At 43.8% G+C, this 16,483-nt stretch carries 11 protein-coding genes; 5 read left to right on the forward strand and 6 right to left on the reverse strand.

Annotated elements, in window-relative coordinates; translation table 11 throughout:
- Positions 1-19 precede the first annotated feature (19 nt).
- Together ACHFJ9_RS02215 and ACHFJ9_RS02220 are read right to left on the reverse strand one after the other, a co-directional pair.
- A complete protein-coding gene (locus ACHFJ9_RS02215; protein ID WP_395355033.1) occupies positions 20-2,641 on the reverse strand; it encodes an ATP-binding protein in 2,622 nt (873 codons plus the stop codon).
- Between the two features lie 11 nt (positions 2,642-2,652).
- A complete protein-coding gene (locus ACHFJ9_RS02220) occupies positions 2,653-3,489 on the reverse strand; it encodes a phosphate/phosphite/phosphonate ABC transporter substrate-binding protein (RefSeq protein WP_395355035.1) in 837 nt (278 codons plus the stop codon).
- Positions 3,490-3,621: 132 nt separating this feature from the next.
- Between ACHFJ9_RS02220 and ACHFJ9_RS02225 the strand changes: the two genes are divergently transcribed.
- Positions 3,622-3,942: a DUF1840 domain-containing protein gene (locus tag ACHFJ9_RS02225; RefSeq protein WP_005392576.1), complete on the forward strand. Its 321-nt coding sequence runs from the start codon at positions 3,622-3,624 to the stop codon at positions 3,940-3,942.
- A gap of 248 nt (positions 3,943-4,190) precedes the next feature.
- Positions 4,191-4,739 carry a sugar O-acetyltransferase gene (locus ACHFJ9_RS02230; protein ID WP_395355038.1) on the forward strand — a complete coding sequence of 183 codons (549 nt, stop codon included), beginning with the start codon at positions 4,191-4,193 and terminating at the stop codon, positions 4,737-4,739.
- A gap of 9 nt (positions 4,740-4,748) precedes the next feature.
- Here the strand turns inward: ACHFJ9_RS02230 and ACHFJ9_RS02235 are convergent, their stop codons facing one another.
- Positions 4,749-6,182 (reverse strand): PLP-dependent aminotransferase family protein, encoded by a 1,434-nt coding sequence (locus tag ACHFJ9_RS02235; RefSeq protein WP_395355040.1) that lies wholly within the window; start codon positions 6,180-6,182, stop codon positions 4,749-4,751.
- 136 nt (positions 6,183-6,318) lie between these two features.
- On the opposite strand from ACHFJ9_RS02235, the gene ACHFJ9_RS02240 reads away from it, so the two are divergent.
- Genes ACHFJ9_RS02240 through ACHFJ9_RS02250 form a run of 3 tightly spaced genes read left to right on the forward strand, consistent with a single transcriptional unit; the run spans position 6,319 to position 8,868 of the window.
- Positions 6,319-7,683 (forward strand): cytochrome ubiquinol oxidase subunit I, encoded by a 1,365-nt coding sequence (locus ACHFJ9_RS02240; protein ID WP_395355042.1) that lies wholly within the window; start codon positions 6,319-6,321, stop codon positions 7,681-7,683.
- 28 nt (positions 7,684-7,711) lie between these two features.
- The gene (gene cydB / locus ACHFJ9_RS02245) at positions 7,712-8,719 is read left to right on the forward strand and encodes a cytochrome d ubiquinol oxidase subunit II (protein WP_150916824.1); all 1,008 of its coding nucleotides are present in this window, start codon (positions 7,712-7,714) and stop codon (positions 8,717-8,719) included.
- Positions 8,720-8,739: 20 nt separating this feature from the next.
- Complete coding sequence (locus ACHFJ9_RS02250) at positions 8,740-8,868, forward strand: DUF2474 domain-containing protein (RefSeq protein WP_395355044.1); 129 nt, start codon at positions 8,740-8,742, stop codon at positions 8,866-8,868.
- 58 nt (positions 8,869-8,926) lie between these two features.
- On the opposite strand, the gene ACHFJ9_RS02255 is transcribed toward ACHFJ9_RS02250, so the two are convergent.
- The 3 genes from ACHFJ9_RS02255 to ACHFJ9_RS02265 form a co-directional block, all read right to left on the reverse strand.
- The gene (locus ACHFJ9_RS02255; RefSeq protein WP_301656361.1) at positions 8,927-9,682 is read right to left on the reverse strand and encodes a PhzF family phenazine biosynthesis protein; all 756 of its coding nucleotides are present in this window, start codon (positions 9,680-9,682) and stop codon (positions 8,927-8,929) included.
- 139 nt (positions 9,683-9,821) lie between these two features.
- A complete protein-coding gene (locus ACHFJ9_RS02260) occupies positions 9,822-10,163 on the reverse strand; it encodes a hypothetical protein (RefSeq protein WP_301583515.1) in 342 nt (113 codons plus the stop codon).
- 108 nt (positions 10,164-10,271) lie between these two features.
- A complete protein-coding gene (locus tag ACHFJ9_RS02265) occupies positions 10,272-16,337 on the reverse strand; it encodes a DUF4011 domain-containing protein (RefSeq protein WP_395355047.1) in 6,066 nt (2,021 codons plus the stop codon).
- Positions 16,338-16,483: the final 146 nt, after the last annotated feature.

Raw genomic sequence — 16,483 nt, forward strand, 5'->3', positions numbered from 1 at the left:
ATTTAATCTAACCGAAACACTAAACAGAAGCGTGCTTTTCCTCTGCAAGGATGTGGCCCCCCCACTTCGCGATCATATTAAGCAAATCACTTTTCTGAACTGGTTTTGTCAGGTAATCATCCATACCTAATGCGATACTTTTTTGTTGCTGCTCTTGCATCGCATGTGCAGAAAACGCGACGATTGGACACCAAGGAAACGCACCACTTTCCTGTAACTCACGAATGTCTTTTGTCACGCCAAAACCATCTTTGTTTGGCATAGAAATATCGGTAATCACCAAGTCCGGAGAAATCTGTTTATAAAGTTCAACAGCTTCAACACCATCTTCCGCCAACGTCAGTTTAACACCTGTGTCTTGCAACATTTTTTCAATCAATATTCGATTGATATGGCTGTCTTCTGCGACTAATAGGTGCAGGCTAGAAAAGTCAGGGTTCTCATCTGAGGAAAGTTCTCGACGCTTTTGTGTCTTAGTAGAAAACAGAGCTTGCAGTTTATGCTGCGTGACCGGTTGCGGCAATAAACGATCCCGCTCGCACGACCAAGCATGCCCCTCCTCCATCACGCAAGGTGCAAGAAACATTACCCGTTTGGCGGCGGATTCTGTCGCATCAAGTTCATAGAGCGCATCTCTATCTTGAGCATTGTTTACACTCGCGAGGATACGATCAAAACCATCCAATTTTTTACCCAAAGACTGCGCAGTTGACCAATCGTTGGCATGAGTAACTTCAATGCCAATCTCTTGAGCTAAATGTATCAAGTGTTGCACGCGCGGTTGATAATCATCAATCAACAATAGTCGATTTGCTCTCAGCTCTATCGGTTCGGAAAGAAGCTGACTTTGCTTAGGCAACTGCAAACTAAAGCTAAAACACGACCCTTTGCCAAAATCCGAATGCACACAAAGCTCGCCGTTGTACATGCTGATCAAACGTTTTGAGATTGCCAACCCCAAGCCTGTACCTTCATGGCGTCTTGTCGCGGAGGTATCGACCTGCTCAAACTTATCCATAATATGAGCCAATCGATCTTCGGGAATACCAATGCCCGTATCACTCACGGAAAAATCAAAACCGTGCTCACTTTCTCTGACTTTGAGTAGCACATGGCCTTCATCCGTGAATTTCACCGCATTACCGATCAAGTTAAGCAAGATTTGATTAATCCGACCTTTGTCGCCGACCACGACCGTATTCATAGACAATGACATATCAACCAACAACTTGAGGTTCTTTTTATCCGCCTGATAGGCACACAAAGCGGTGCAGCTCTCGACGAGTGAACGCAAGTCAAACTCCTCTTCAACTAACGTCAACTTGCCCGCTTCTACTTTGCTGTAGTCGAGGATGTCATTAATGATGGTCACAAGGTTGTTGGCAGATTTGTGCAGCAAGAGTAATAACTCCCTTGGCTCTCGACGGTTTTCGTTCTCAAGCAATATCTCGCTGATCCCCATGATCGCGTTCATTGGGGTACGAATCTCATGGCTCATGTTCGCCAAAAATTCCGATTTGGCTTGCATCGCCTTTTTCGATTTATCTAAAGCAGACGACAGACGCCTCTCCATCCTGCGCCTGTCGGTGATGTCACGCTCTACCGCAATAAAACGTAACAGCCCGCCATCTTCATCAAACACAGGAGATAGCTCCAACTCGACCCAATACGGGTGCTTCGACTTGGTATAGTTGAGTATTTCAACCCTAATAGGAGAGTGCTTACGGACACTTTTTGAGAGCAATGCCACCGTATTTGGGTCTGTGTCTGGCCCTTGGAGTAACTCGCCCGGCGATTTGCCAATAACTTCTTCCAACGTATATTCGGTTAGCTGTTCAAACGCAGGGTTTACCCATGCAATAGTGCCGTCAGGGTGAGTAATGATGATGGTATCACGCGCATGTTCAGCAACCTCAGCAAGCTGCGATATTTTGGCCGATAACTGTTGCTGGGTTTGATGCTCTTGCTGAAGTTTAGTTTGCGCTTGCGCTAAAGAGCGTGACATTTGGTTAAACGCTTCGCCAACACGTGTAACTTCGTCATTGCCTGAAATCGAAATTTGCGAACCCGGACCTTGCTGTGAAACCTTGATTACCCCAGTACGAAGAAGATCAAGCCGCTTCATCAAATAGCTACCGAGAGCATACGAAAACATGGCCACCAGCGACATTTCAATAAAGGCGATAACCAAACTTGCATGAGTCGCAAATGAAAGAACTTGATGTACATGTTCAACATTCACACCCATTTCAACCTTACCGAAAGTCTGCTCTCCAAGAGTAATCTCTTGCGCAACATCGTAAACTCCATCGGTCACATCAAACGGTCTCACACCAGTATCAACACCGCTGTAATCCCCCTGTAGCGTCAGCTCGACGCCATCTTGATTAACAATACGAATATAAGCCAGCTCGCGCTCACTCACGACAGAGCGAGCAAAACTGTCTAGATAGGCTAAGTCCGTCGCAATCACCGCATCTCTCGACGCCTGAGCAAATACACTCACCAAGTGTTGGCTCCCAACCTCGAGGCTAGTCTCGTTGGAACTTTCCAACCAATTAAGCCCACTAATGATGAGTACACCGAGCGCAAGGGCCTCAATAAGAGCAATGCCAAGTATCGTTTTCGAACGCAGCGTCATAGGACAACCATTTATCTTGAGATTCCCAATTGAACAACATCTTGCCAATCTTGGTCTTGTGCAAGCTGTAACCCGTCAATGTTGAGTAAAGTAAAACTCTCCTGTGCTTTTGGATCATCATTAAGTTGCGAAATTGCGTTTCGTAGGGCAAGAGTAATCTCTTCATCGACATTATTTGAAACCGCAATAGCATGAGGCGTATAACCAGCAGTTGTATAAATGATGCTAAGTTGGTCTTTTATTTCACTCGGTAAGCTCTCAAAGGTACGCTTCACGCCACCACCAGCAATGTACAAACCTTTAAGTACCCCCAAATAGACTGAGTCGTGCGAACCAACATATTTAGGCGTAAACTTGATGCCTTTCTGCGCCAACTCTGATTGTGTGATGATAGAAGCAGCAAATGCTCGTGGGGCAGGAAAAGCGATGGTCTTTTCTTGCAGCTCATCAAGGGAAACCGACTTCCCTCGCCTTGCTACAATAATGCCTGTGATGCGCTTATTTTTCGCTCTTGCTAAAGCCGTATAACCTGGGTTTTGATTCACCAACGTAAAGTGATATGGGTTCATGTATGCAATGTCGTAGGCTCCAGCCATCAAGCGAGCTTCGAATGTGGGAATATCACGTGCCGTGGCAAACTTAATCTCAACGCCAGCAAGATCTCCCCAGCGTTGCAGTAATGGCTGCCATTGTTGCACTAGTTTGGTCGCCGACTGTTGCGGTACGACACCAAAAACAATGGAAGGTTGAGCAACGACAGAAGGTGACCATATGCATAACACCATAAGCAACGTAAATATTCGCTTGTGAAGCCGCCAAATCAACGTCTTTAATTGGGAGTTCAACAAAATCATCTCCTTATGTTTGTCTTTCGTTAAAGATAGATAGCTATCTGAAAGATTGCGAATTATCGGATTAAATTGCCTCGTGTCTCAGATACCATTTATACTCAAATGAACACCTACAACAGGAGCAGGTAAATGCTTATTACATTTCGTTGCCATAGCCACTCGAACGTCACTATGTTTGGCGATATTGCGATAAAGATGATCAAAATGATGGGGCACAGTGGCTCAGTACCAGGGTCAATTTCCGCTCAAGACATCCCTGATGCTCTATCTAGATTGACCTCCGCTCTCGCAGCACAAGAAGCGATAGAGAAGAACAACAGTCAAGCAATGGAAGAAGATGAGGAGCAAGAGGAGCAAACGGTCAGTTTAGGACGCAGAGCATTTCCACTTATTGAGCTTTTAAAATCGGCTATTAAAGAAGAATGCGAAGTGATGTGGGACAGCCAATAAATGCTCCAAACCAAGCTGTGGAGAGGAAAGCAACATCCAATCTATACTTTCCTCCCCTGCTAAAAGTAACTCACCCAATTCACTTCACTCCTCTATTTGAATGACTCTTAACGAGTGCTTACTCAAAACTAACCTATTGAATATAAATCAGTGATAAACGTCTGATTTCATAATAAAAATCTCCTATTGACTGAAACACTCACTTATCATTGTGGCCTCAACTGCAAACCATTAATGGAATGATTGTTATGTCAGAACTGACTCGGATGCGCTCTGGAGAAACCTATAATTGCCTGGATGAAGAACTAAAGCTAATGCGCGCCAAAACCGCGCAGCTTGTCTTCCAATTTAACCACGAGCCAAACCCAGGTATCCGTAGACAACTATTGGCGGAAATGGGCGTCCAATTAGAAAACAGCGCCTGTATAGAGCCACCGCTTCAACTTACCTACGGTTGCCACTTGTCCATCGGGGAAAACACCTACATCAACTGGGATGTCATTATTCTGGACAATGGGCAGGTTGAGATTGGCGCGAACGTCATGATTGGGCCTAGAGTGCAAATTTACACAGCCGCTCATTCACTCGATACACAAAGACGCTTAGCCGGAGATGAGATCGCCAAACCGGTAAAAATCGGCAATAGCGTTTGGATTGGTGGGGGCGCTATCATACTGCCAGGCGTGACCATTGGCGATGAGGCCGTCGTCGGCGCTGGCTCTGTGATAACCAAAGACGTTGCGCCGGGCGATCGAGTTGCTGGAAATCCGGCGCGCTCCATTAAACCAAAAAACTGAAGAAAGTCGCTATTTTGCCAAATGATCGCGAATAATGTTGGCAAGCAAATTGAGAGCATAGACGTATTTGTCATTAAGCTCAAAAGAAGCGTTAAGACGAATACAGTGATCGTATTGTTCTGTCAGGCTGAACATCTTTCCCGGTGCGATGCTGATATTATCTTTTAGCGCTTCTCGATATATCTGCAAGGCGTCGATATGCTTGGGAAGCTCTAACCAAATAAAGTACCCGCCGCTTTGGCTTAACACTTTGACTTCTTCAGGTAACAGCTCATTAAGCAGATCCGTCATCTTACTTTTACGTTCAAACAGCTTTTTCCGTAACTGCTTCAAATGCGATTCATAATTGCGGCTTGTTAAATAGTGCACCAATGTCATTTGCACTGGTGCACTCGTCGCTAATGTACTCATTAGCTGTAACTTTTGTACCTCTAGCGCCCGCTTTCCTGCCGCAACCCAACCAATACGTAGCCCTGCGATTAATGATTTTGAAAACGAGGAGCACAACATGGTATTGCCCGTGTCATCAAACATTCTTAGTGGGTAAACCGAGTCATTCTCGGCATGCAGTTCGCTGTACACATCATCTTCAATTACTGGCACGTTATATCGCTGTGTCAGTTCAATCAGCTTTTGTTTTTTCTCGTTGGAGAGCGTAAAACCCAGAGGATTCTGGAAGTTCGACATAAGCCAGCACGCTTTCACATCGTGTGTTTGCAGCGCTCGTTCCAATGAATCTAGGTCAATACCCGTGACTGGGTCTGTTCTTACTGAGAGCGCTTTCAAACCTAACCGCTCTAAGGATTGCAATGCGCCATAGAAGGCAGGCGACTCCACAACCACCCAATCTCCCGGTCTTGTACAAGCTTGCAAACTGAGCGTTAACGCCTCCAGCGCGCCTGCCGTAATGACAATTTCATCGGGTGAAATTTCAATGCCTTTCGCAGCATAACGCTTCGCGATGATGGTGCGTAATTGTTCGTTTCCCGGAGGTAAGTTATCAAAGGTGGTGGAAATCGGCATATTGCGAGCGGCTGCGCTCATCGCCCGATTCACGTGATAACGTGGGTACAAACTTGGATCTGGATAGGCAAAGCCAAAATTGATCATGGATGGATTTTTACTCGCCTGCAGAACATCAAAGATAAATTCATTGATGTCTACCTGCTCTGTCCACGAAACCGCTGCTGGCGCTTGGGATTCATTTGAACTCTTAATATTGGGAGCGACTCGATAACCAGAGCGCGGCTGTGACGTTACCCAGCCTTGAGATTCCAGAATTTGATACGCGTGCAACACCGTCATCAAGCTCAAACCCGAGTGTTCAGATTGGCGACGCAGCGAAGGCAGCTTGTCACCCGGATGCCATATCCCCGATTTTATCTGCCTTTTAAGCTGTTCCACTAACTCTTGATACTTCGCCAAACGCAAATCCCCTTTCATAAATCCGAATGCAAAATAATAACACTTCAATATTTAATCTGTTATAGGTTTATAGTCACTGTCTGTACCTACTTCCCTCATTTCGCTCCTTTTAAAATAGCTCTCTCATAAAACTTAAAAGATCAAAGGAAGTTTAATGTTTGGCCTCGACGCATTTATGCTTGCACGGATACAGTTCGCCTTTACGGTATCCTTTCATATTATTTTCCCCGCTATCACCATAGGTTTGGCCACCTATCTCGCCGTGCTGGAAGGCTTATGGCTAAAAACACGTAATCCCGATTACCAAAAGCTCTATCACTTCTGGTCGAAAATTTTTGCGGTTAACTTTGGAATGGGTGTTGTATCTGGTCTTGTCATGGCCTATCAATTCGGCACCAATTGGAGTGGTTTCTCCGACTTCGCTGGTTCTATCACTGGCCCATTACTGACTTATGAAGTGTTAACGGCTTTCTTTCTCGAAGCCGGATTTCTTGGCGTAATGCTGTTTGGGTGGCGTCGCGTCGGCGAAAAGCTGCACTTTTTTGCAACCTCGATGGTGGCGTTAGGCACGATAATTTCGACCTTCTGGATTCTCGCCTCCAACAGTTGGATGCAAACGCCACAAGGTTATGAAATTGTTGACGGACGCGTGGTGCCAACCGACTGGTTTGCTATCGTTTTCAATCCTTCATTTCCTTATCGTTTGGCGCACATGAGCGTCGCGGCTTTCGTCAGTTCAGCACTCTTTGTAGGCGCTTCAGCCGCTTGGCATTTATTGAGAGACAATCAATCGACTGCGGTAAAAACGATGTTTTCGATGTCGCTCGGGATCTTAGTGTTCCTTGCGCCACTCCAAGCCGTGATTGGCGATGTACACGGGTTAAACACTCTCGAACACCAGCCCGCCAAAATCGCTGCCATCGAAGGACATTGGGATAACAGCGATGGCAAACCAACCCCATTGATATTGTTCGGCATGCCAAACATGGAACAAGAACGCACAGACTATGCCTTAGAAATTCCTGTTCTAGGAAGTTTGATCCTACGCCACAGTTTAACTGAGCCAATCCCGGCGCTGAAAGACTTCCCGAAAGAGGAACGACCGAACTCACCTATCGTCTTTTGGTCATTTCGAATCATGGTCGGGCTAGGACTTCTGATGATTTTTCAAAGCTTCTACAGCATATGGTTACGAAAAAAGAACAAGCTTTATACCTCGCGTTGGTTCCTCAAGTTTTCATTATTTATGGGGCCATCTGGTCTTATCGCAATACTCGCTGGCTGGTTTACGACAGAGGTTGGTCGGCAACCTTGGGTCGTGTATGGCGTACAAAAAACGCGTGATGCGGTTTCTGCACACGGAGACCTACAAATGAGCATCAGCCTGCTGTGTTTCCTTGTTGTATACAGCTTGGTATTTGGTTTTGGTTATTACTACATGATCCACCAAATCAAGAAAGGCCCCGATGCAATCGAGCACGATGAGCACGACATGACGACCGTTTCAGGTCGCATTTAGAATTTGTCACAAAGTGAAGGTAGAGAATATGCATTTTGATTTATCCGTGATTTGGTTCGCGATCATCGTTTTTGCCACTTTGATGTACATCATCATGGACGGCTTCGATTTGGGTATTGGAATACTGATGCCCTTCATCAAGGATGAAAAACAAAAAGACGTCATGGTCAACAGTGTCGCGCCAGTTTGGGACGGCAACGAAACTTGGATTGTGCTTGGAGGCGCATCTCTATTTGGCGCTTTTCCGATGGCTTACGCGGTAATTATTGAAGCGCTAACCATCCCTTTGACGTTGATGTTGATTGCTTTGATCTTTCGTGGCGTCGCGTTTGAGTTTCGCTTTAAAGCATTGGAAAACCACTTAAAGTTCTGGGATCGCTCTTTTATGGTCGGCTCGATTTTAACCACGTTTTTCCAAGGCATCGTTGTTGGCGCGGTAATTCAAGGCTTTGCGGTGGAAAACCGCGTTTTCGTAGGTAGCCAACTAGACTGGTTCACCCCTTTTCCTATCTTTTGTGGTTTGGGTTTAGTCGCAACGTACGCGCTACTTGGTAGCACATGGCTCATCATGAAGACGGAAGGTGAACTGCAAAACACGATGTATCGCTTCACTAACAAAACACTACTGGCGATGATCTCCGCATTAGTCATTGTGAGCGCTTGGACTCCACTTGCTTACCCTGCCATTGCGGAAAGATGGTTTTCTCTGCCTAATTTGTTCTACTTACTGCCCGTACCTGTCATTACTGGGCTGGTATGTTTGAAGATTGCCGACTCCGTTAAAAAGCGTAAAGAGCGCAGCCCTTTCGTGATGGCATTGGTGATCGTGATTCTCGGGTTCGCTGGGCTTGGCATCAGTATATGGCCAAATATCATTCCTCCTAGCATATCGATATGGGAAGCAGCGGCTCCTGCAAGCAGTCAGCGCTTTATGCTCGTTGGAGCGGTGATCATCATCCCGATCATTCTGGCTTACACCTTTTGGAGTTATTACGTCTTTTCTGGAAAAGTGAAAGAAGGCGAAGCGTACCATTAACGAGTTAATGAGGAGTGATTATGAAAATCAAAAATTGGTGTCGCCAGTGGGCATGGATGATTGGGATTTGGATCGCTAGCGTCGCTGCATTAGGGTTGGTGTCTATGTTCTTTCGAATAATGCTGACAGCAGCAGGATTAAAGTCTTAGCTCGGCACTTTAAAATGGGTGCCTCTAGATCTTATGTAAGAGCTAGAGGCGTTTGCATTCAAGTCCGACTTTTCACGTGTGCAGACAATACGATAGTAGATTCTGAACCGCGCGCCACTTCAAAATAACCACCAGCGCGAGATAGCTGGCGAGCCGTCAATTTTTCTTTGCCCAGCCTTTCAAACCAATAAGGCGCTAATGAGCACTGAGCCGAACCTGTGGCAAGATCTTCTGAAATACCGATTTTAGGTGCAAAGTAACGCAGCACATAGCCACTATCAGAACTTTGAGCCGTCACGATGACAGCATGAAACTCATCAATTTTAATCAGCTCATCAAAGTTAGGTTGATAGCGAACAACATCATCTTCTGATTCAAGAACAACAACCAAATCACGCGTTGTAAAAGCATCTACGGGGCGATTTGAGAAGCCTGAAATATCCAAGGGGATGACATGAGGCTTGGCTTGCCAACTTGGCATCACGATCCTGTACATTCCATCCAGTTCAGTAACGGTAACATGACCATACTGACTTTGTAGAATGACCTCGTTCTTATGATAGTTGGAAATGATTGCAGCGCCTGCGCCCAAACTTCCGTGTCCGCATAGGTTGATCTCTCCTGCTAGGCTAAACCAGCGAATGTGGTAGTCACTGCCAGACTGAACCACAAATGATGTGACAGGTTGAGCGACCTGATGAGTGATTTGAAGTAACTCAGAATCACTCAGCCAGTGATTTAGTTCGACAACGCCACAAGGGTTACCTTTAGCCAATTCATCACAAAATACATCATATACTTGCGCTTTAATCATCCATCATCCTTGCGGTTTGGCGTCTTGTTAACGGGTGAGCGACTCAATACTGATACCACTGCATACCGCCTTAATCACTAAAACCAACGCACAGTAAAAATGCCATGCGTTGCGAACCCCTCTTGAACAATTTGTTCGCTTAAATTCTGTAGCACCAAGCCACACTCGCCCAAAAAATAATGTTCAAAGTCCAGATCATCACACTTTGAACAGGAAGCATGTGGAAAACTAACTGTGGACATGCCCTAAGCTCTCTCAGCGAGAACAGCATTTGAGGCTGAAATTCCCAGCTGGTTGCTAAACGCAGACCTCTTTTAAACCAAGGGTGATTCACCAAATATTCAGCGTAAGATGAATAAATTGTCCACAAGCCCAAAAGACCAAACAGCTCAATTATTGAGATCACTTCCAAACTAAAGGGCAATAATGAAGGTCCTCCAATAAGCAAAATAGCCGCAAATATCCATTTTCTATTTCTCATTACACATCCTTGTTAATGATTTAATCTAACTGCGTATATAAAGTATTCGAGAAAGGCTTGTCAGTTCCTAAGCTTTGAGGCATCAGGCCTGACAAGCATATGTATTAGCTATTTCTGATCGTCAAATTCATTAACGGTTTTTAGCCAAATAGCAAATTGGTTCAAGGATGTCTCATGACGTCTCTTAATATTTAACTCATCGCAAATAACATCTATTGGCGCTTCTGGGTTCTTCTGAATCGCAAACTTAGCAAGCCCCAAAGCCTCCTCATACGACAGCTCATTCCACTTTCGTTCATAACCGAATGCCTCTACACCCCGCCACTCAATCAAATCGACCATATTACTCGGCGAAACCCAGAGTGTTGGAGAGTACCCATCGCTCTCTTTGATACCAGCGAAAGTATCAAGTATTTTTCTCATATACTCGAGTTGCTTTTTGCTTGTACGTGTTAAGCCATGTAGGTTGGCTATTTCAAGGGTAAGTGCATGCAGCGTAATACCAGGGCGTTCGATAAGGATGTCTTTAGCAAGTTGAGTGAGCCTATCAACGTATTCAGGTTTAAAATAATTTGCGGCATCCAATGTAATCGATGAAGCGTTCTCGATTTCATCAAATTCTTTACCAGAGATCCCAGTTTGTTCAAGACAAAAACCTGTGCCTGAGTTTAAAGTTGAAGGACCTTTCGCTAACACTACTTTTCCCTCTGCTTCTGCTTCTGCTTCTGCTTCTGCTTCTGCTTCTGCTTCTGCTTCTGCTTCTGCTTCTGCTTCTGCTTCTGCTTCTGCTTCTGCTTCTGCTTCTGCTTCTGCTTCTGCTTCTGCTTCTGCTTCTGCTTCTGCTTCTGCTTCTGCTTCTGCTTCTGCTTCTGCTTCTGCTTCTGCTTCTGCTTCTGCTTCTGCTTCTGCTTCTGCTTCTGCTTCTGCTTCTGCTTCTAGCAGTATGTCTCGCTCCCTTTCCACTTCAAGTATTTCTCTAAGTTTTGAGTCAATGTTTTCAATTGCATATTCAGGATCAATAAAGTAATCCGTCGACCATAACCTAACAATATTCCATCCTAGACCTTCCAAAACTATCTGTCTTACCCGATCTCTATCTCGGGCTGCAGGAGAAGAGTGGTACGTAGCCCCATCACACTCAACACCAGCTATGTACTTGCCAGGCTTGTCTGGATGAAGTACTCCGAGATCAACTCTAAACTTACTTACTCCTACTTGTGTTTGTATTTTCCAACCTTTAATTCTTAAAGCTTGAGCTACCGCTTCTTCAAAATCACTATCAAATTGATCGACTCCATGCTCTGCAGAAGCAATCTCAGATAAAGCAATTGGCCCCTTTTCTGCAAATTCAAGGAAGTGTTTTAAGTGCTCAACGGCAACCGAGTTCGTTCTGCTTAAATCAATCATTGAAGAGTCAAAACTACTAAAGACAACAACCTCCGTGGTTGCGCGAGTAATCGCAACATTTAAGCGGCGCTCTCCCCCGCTTTTGTTGAGTGGCCCAAAATTCATACTCATCGTTTTGGCTCCTGGTTCCGTAGGACCATACGCGAGACTGAGCATGATTACGTCTCTCTCATCACCCTGAACTGACTCTAGGTTCTTAACAAAAACAGGATCTCTTCCTGACCCCTCTTGAAAGTACTTTTCGATAGCAGGGTTTTGTCTTCTTGCGTCGTCTAACAGATCTTCAATCGTTCTTTGCTGATCAGTATTTAAAGTTACTACACCTATAGACTTATCTTGTTCATATTTATCCAGTAATCTTCGAACAATTTCATTTACGACTGCTTTTGCTTCAGCCGTATTGTTGCGACCCGCTCCTTTAGCATAAATTCCGTTAACTCGATGCAAAGAAACTGCTGAATCTTTTGTTTCTGAAGAAGGATAAGTTACTAATGAATTTTCATAATATTTATTATTTGAAAAAGCAATAAGGGTTTCATGCCTACTTCGATAATGCCCCATCAACCTTTTAAGCGGTAACCTCGCAGCAAGCGCTTGGTCAAGAATAGACTCTAGATCTTCTTCATCTGGATCATCAGAATTCCCTCGAGCAGAGAAAAAGTTTGTTGGGGGCATCTGTTTTGGATCACCGACAATGATTGCGTTTTTCCCTCTCGCTATAGCACCTACAGAATCCCAAGTGGTCATTTGTGATGCTTCGTCAAAAACAACCAAGTCAAATCCTCTGAAATCAGAGGGCAAAAACTGAGCAACGGACAGTGGTGACATCATTAAACATGGACACAAATCCAATAACGAATGACCTAGCTCACTAATCAAACTTCGGATTGGTATATGCCGAGTTTTTTTCTGAAGCTCTTTAGCTAATACACCAAATTGTTTCGAACTCTGCTCCGTAGATTGTTGTGTAGGAGCACTCTTCGAAGCAAGTGCAACCACGTAATCGCTTGTAATCTTAGCAACACGTTCGTCTACCACTTGAAACTCTTTTATTGTTTGTTCATGCGTTGAAGCTTTGAACTTTCGAAGCTCATCGCTGGCATCAATAAGAAGTGGGGCGAGCCAATAAGAAAAAGCAACTCGAAATTGTTCATTTAACTCTTCAGGGTTACTTACTCCTGATTCCAGAGCTTTAACCATTACATCAAGCTTATTGTCATACGCCTTTTGCTTGGCTGATTGCCACTCACACCAGTTTTTCAACTTGTTTGACTGAGTCTTTATATCATTAAAATTCCGAGATAGTGATTCAAGTTCAGCTTGCTCGGGTATACTGACTCCAAGTTCCGCAACAATCGAATTCGAGTTTTTGAATTCTTTTACCGCCTTGGAAAAGTTATTTAGGCTTGAATATACTTTCGACTCTTCTAAAAACTCTCTCCCATCTACAAACCATTTTCTTATCGGAATCAATATTTCAGAGGGTTCATCAGTCAAGCTAACCAGGTTAGATACAATCTCACGAATTTTTTTCCCTGTTACTGCAGTGCTTTCTAATATTTCGTGAGACGTATCCCAACCTTTCCAGACCGAGTAATCCCCAATAATGTTGATATGTTCTTCTATTGAGCTCTTGAGCTTCTGAACCGTCGCAATTTTTTCAAGAAGTAACAAATCTTCAATTTGAGACAGGCCAAACTCTTTCGCTTCGCGATTTATCTTACGCTTGCGAAATATTGCTTTAAACCAACTTGTTTTAGCTTCTTCAGCCAATTGCAGCCATCTCTCTGTGGGTAACTTAGACAAGTTGTCGCTAGTCACGCCATGCGATATGTCTTTAAGCTGCTGGTCGTAATCTGCTTTTAATACCGACAACTCTTGAATGGCTGCAATTCGTTCTTTTGAACCAGAATCTACAGCGAATGCAATATCTTCATACGTTGCGATCATTGCCAACTCATAAGCACTTTCTAGTGCTTCAACATTTTTAAGCGTTTGGCGTATCGAGGTAAGCGAAAAACTCGATTGAACCTGTTGTGTCCAATCTATTAAGACATCGTAGTTTTTTAACCAGTCATCAATAACAGCAAGTAAATTAGACTGCCAAACATTCGACCACTCAGTAGCAAAAACTGGCATAAATACGTTGATGTTCAAGCTCTTAATATCAGAGAATGCTAGTGTTAGCCTCCCGACTAACTCTTTAAGCCTAACTAAATCCTCTTTTGTAGAAATAGGAGCTGCTGTTATGTCAGGGAGCCAATCTAGCTTGACTTTTAAGGTTTCACCATTTAGAGCAACGGTAGAGATAGCGTCTCTGGCTGAGATTCCAAATGCTGACTTTCCATGTAAAGCACGAACATAATTGTTAAGCTCATCTCTCCTCGACTTGAGCTCTATAATATTCGCTTCCCATTCTTCAGAGCTTAAACCTTCTCTTTTCTGCCATGCCTTATTTAATTGTTCAAGAACTGCTCGTTTGTTCGCTTTATTGCTATGTAGTTCCAAGCAAAGATGATCCAAACCTACTTTCTGTAAACGGCGATATACCACATTCAGTGCAGCCATTTTCTCCGCGACAAAGAGTACTTTTCGCCCGAGCCCGATATTATGAGCAATGATATTAGCGATAGTCTCTGACTTTCCGGTTCCTGGTGGCCCTTCCAGAGCGAAATCTTGTGCACGAGCAGAAGCATCCACTGCAACCAACTGAGAACTGTCGCAGTTCAAAGGAGTATAAATCGAGGCAGGATCTAATTTCTCATCAATTTCTTCTCGTTCGATAAACGAGCTCTCTTGAGGGTATGGGTCCCTAGGGTTATCAACTAAATGCTTAACAAATAAATTTTCCTTGAGATCATCTAACCGATCTTTAAGATCTTTCCACATCAGATATTTAGCGAAAGAGAAAGAACCTAAAACTAGCTCTTCCACTAACTCAAAACCAGCTTGTTCCTTAACGGCGTCTCTTACTCTGTGCCATACATATGGTACATCTATACCACTATCATCCATCGGTAATTCATCTCGAAATTCACTTAGGTTGATATCATGCTCGGATTGCAGAAACTCAATAAGAGTAAGATTAAAAATTGGTTCTTCTTCTTGAAGTTGCTCGACGTAAACAGACGCACGAGCACTACGACGGGTAAGCTTTACGGGAATTAATAATAGAGGAGCTTTATAACTTCTTGTATCTTCTGGGTTCTCTTTCCATTTCAAAAAGCCAAGCGCTAGAAAAAGCGTATTCGAACCACCCTCTTCCAGATCATTTTTTGCTTTTCGGAACAACTCTACAGAGTTTCGCTCTAATCGATTAGGTGACTGATTAGCAATCAGAATCTTATTCTGAATTTGATTGAACGCGTAACTTCGATGGAGATCAGACCCTGACTGAAGACGAAACAATTCGTTATCGCGCTCAGAGTCAAAGTAAGGACTTTCCTGTGCAGACTGAAACTTAAATTTTACGCCATCTGCCAACATATCTTCGATCGCAGCAATATCAGGACAATACAATTTGATCGCAATGGCTCGGTCACTAAAGTTAAGAAGGCTATTTTTCTTTGTTAAATCAAGAAGCTTGCGTGACCAAGTATCGATCCTAGTTTCTGGAGTTTCCTCTATCACTTGTTCTTCTTTTCGCACAGGGGGTAACGGTGGAACAACAGGTAACATCAGCTCAACTGAAGTATCTTCTGACGTTTTTTCTTCTCGTGTAGCTTCTACGGTTGAGAGTGGTTTTATCGCTTGCGCTCTCGCTTGAGCAATATCAATGACCATCACAAACTGTTTTTCATGTTCTTCTGATAGCAATTCTCGAGCATGCTCTCTCGACTGCTCAAAAGTAATTGGAGAGTCACTAGTAACTAAAGTCGTTTCAAACAACACTAAATCACGGTTATCTATCCGTTTTCTTACATCCTGCGGGTCATCATTTGTTAAGATAGGTAATCTTTCATCAATAAGCCAAGCACCCGCAAAAGCATGACCTTCCGTGATTGCCACGACAGGATTCAAACCCATTGCTTCGATACAACTAGCAAACAACACAGACAAATCCAAACAAGCCGCCATTCTGGAATTACTAATATCAGAAGGCAACCTAACGCGCTGACCCAATTTCGCAAACCCCTTAGGCGGGCTTACATAAGCTAGCTTTTCTTGAAAAATTACGTTCCACAAAGCTGCGATCATTAGGTACGGCTTTTCACGTGTATTCGACTGATAGCCATCGACAGAGCGCCCATAGCCACCTTTTTCAAGAACTTGTGTAACCTTGTGAATAAGAGATTCAACATATACACCGTTGGGCTTGACAAATGCACCTAACAGAGCTGGTTGACGTATCTCTCCGCCCCAATAATCAGCAGGCAGAACATCAAGAGGAACTTTACACTCTTTGAGTACCTCCCCATCGTCACTCATCAATTTAAAAAACAAAGATAGTTTTACTTCTTCAGTTAACCCAAACAGCTTATCAAAGGGAAACTGTAACTCTTTTACTTTTAAACTTACTACCTCACCAGGCTCTAAGCGATCAATATGCCATGATGTTTCATCTAGCCAGCCTTCAACTCCTTCGAGTTTAAGAACAAGCGACCGATATGTGGGGGATTCTTGTTCCTCTTTTTTAGGGTAACTCACTCGGATAGACTTAATTATTGGATAAGAGTTTTGCTGAGCAGCAAGTGAAAAAGTCGGAGTAATATCAATATCTAATTCAATGCCGTTAATTAATGTCTCTTGGACACTTGTATCTAACACTTTCAATTCCTTCCAGCTGGCTGACATATGAAACTGAGTTAACTTTTACTCTCTCAATACATTCAAGTCTAACTGGAATTTAAAATTCTATGATTATTGATGGGTCATACAGTAAATATTGATAAAATAATATCTATTTAAACAGC

The sequence above is a fragment of the Vibrio sp. D3 genome, from assembly GCF_043995865.1.
Lineage (GTDB): Bacteria > Pseudomonadota > Gammaproteobacteria > Enterobacterales > Vibrionaceae > Vibrio > Vibrio diabolicus.

Coding starts and splice junctions, on each gene's coding strand:
- ACHFJ9_RS02215 (WP_395355033.1), bottom strand. CDS start 2,641: ATGACGCTGCGTTCGAAAACGATACTTGGCATTGCTCTTATTGAGGCC.
- ACHFJ9_RS02225 (WP_005392576.1), top strand. CDS start 3,622: ATGCTTATTACATTTCGTTGCCATAGCCACTCGAACGTCACTATGTTT.
- ACHFJ9_RS02230 (WP_395355038.1), top strand. CDS start 4,191: ATGTCAGAACTGACTCGGATGCGCTCTGGAGAAACCTATAATTGCCTG.
- ACHFJ9_RS02235 (WP_395355040.1), bottom strand. CDS start 6,182: ATGAAAGGGGATTTGCGTTTGGCGAAGTATCAAGAGTTAGTGGAACAG.
- ACHFJ9_RS02240 (WP_395355042.1), top strand. CDS start 6,319: ATGTTTGGCCTCGACGCATTTATGCTTGCACGGATACAGTTCGCCTTT.
- cydB (WP_150916824.1), top strand. CDS start 7,712: ATGCATTTTGATTTATCCGTGATTTGGTTCGCGATCATCGTTTTTGCC.
- ACHFJ9_RS02250 (WP_395355044.1), top strand. CDS start 8,740: ATGAAAATCAAAAATTGGTGTCGCCAGTGGGCATGGATGATTGGGATT.
- ACHFJ9_RS02255 (WP_301656361.1), bottom strand. CDS start 9,682: ATGATTAAAGCGCAAGTATATGATGTATTTTGTGATGAATTGGCTAAA.
- ACHFJ9_RS02260 (WP_301583515.1), bottom strand. CDS start 10,163: ATGAGAAATAGAAAATGGATATTTGCGGCTATTTTGCTTATTGGAGGA.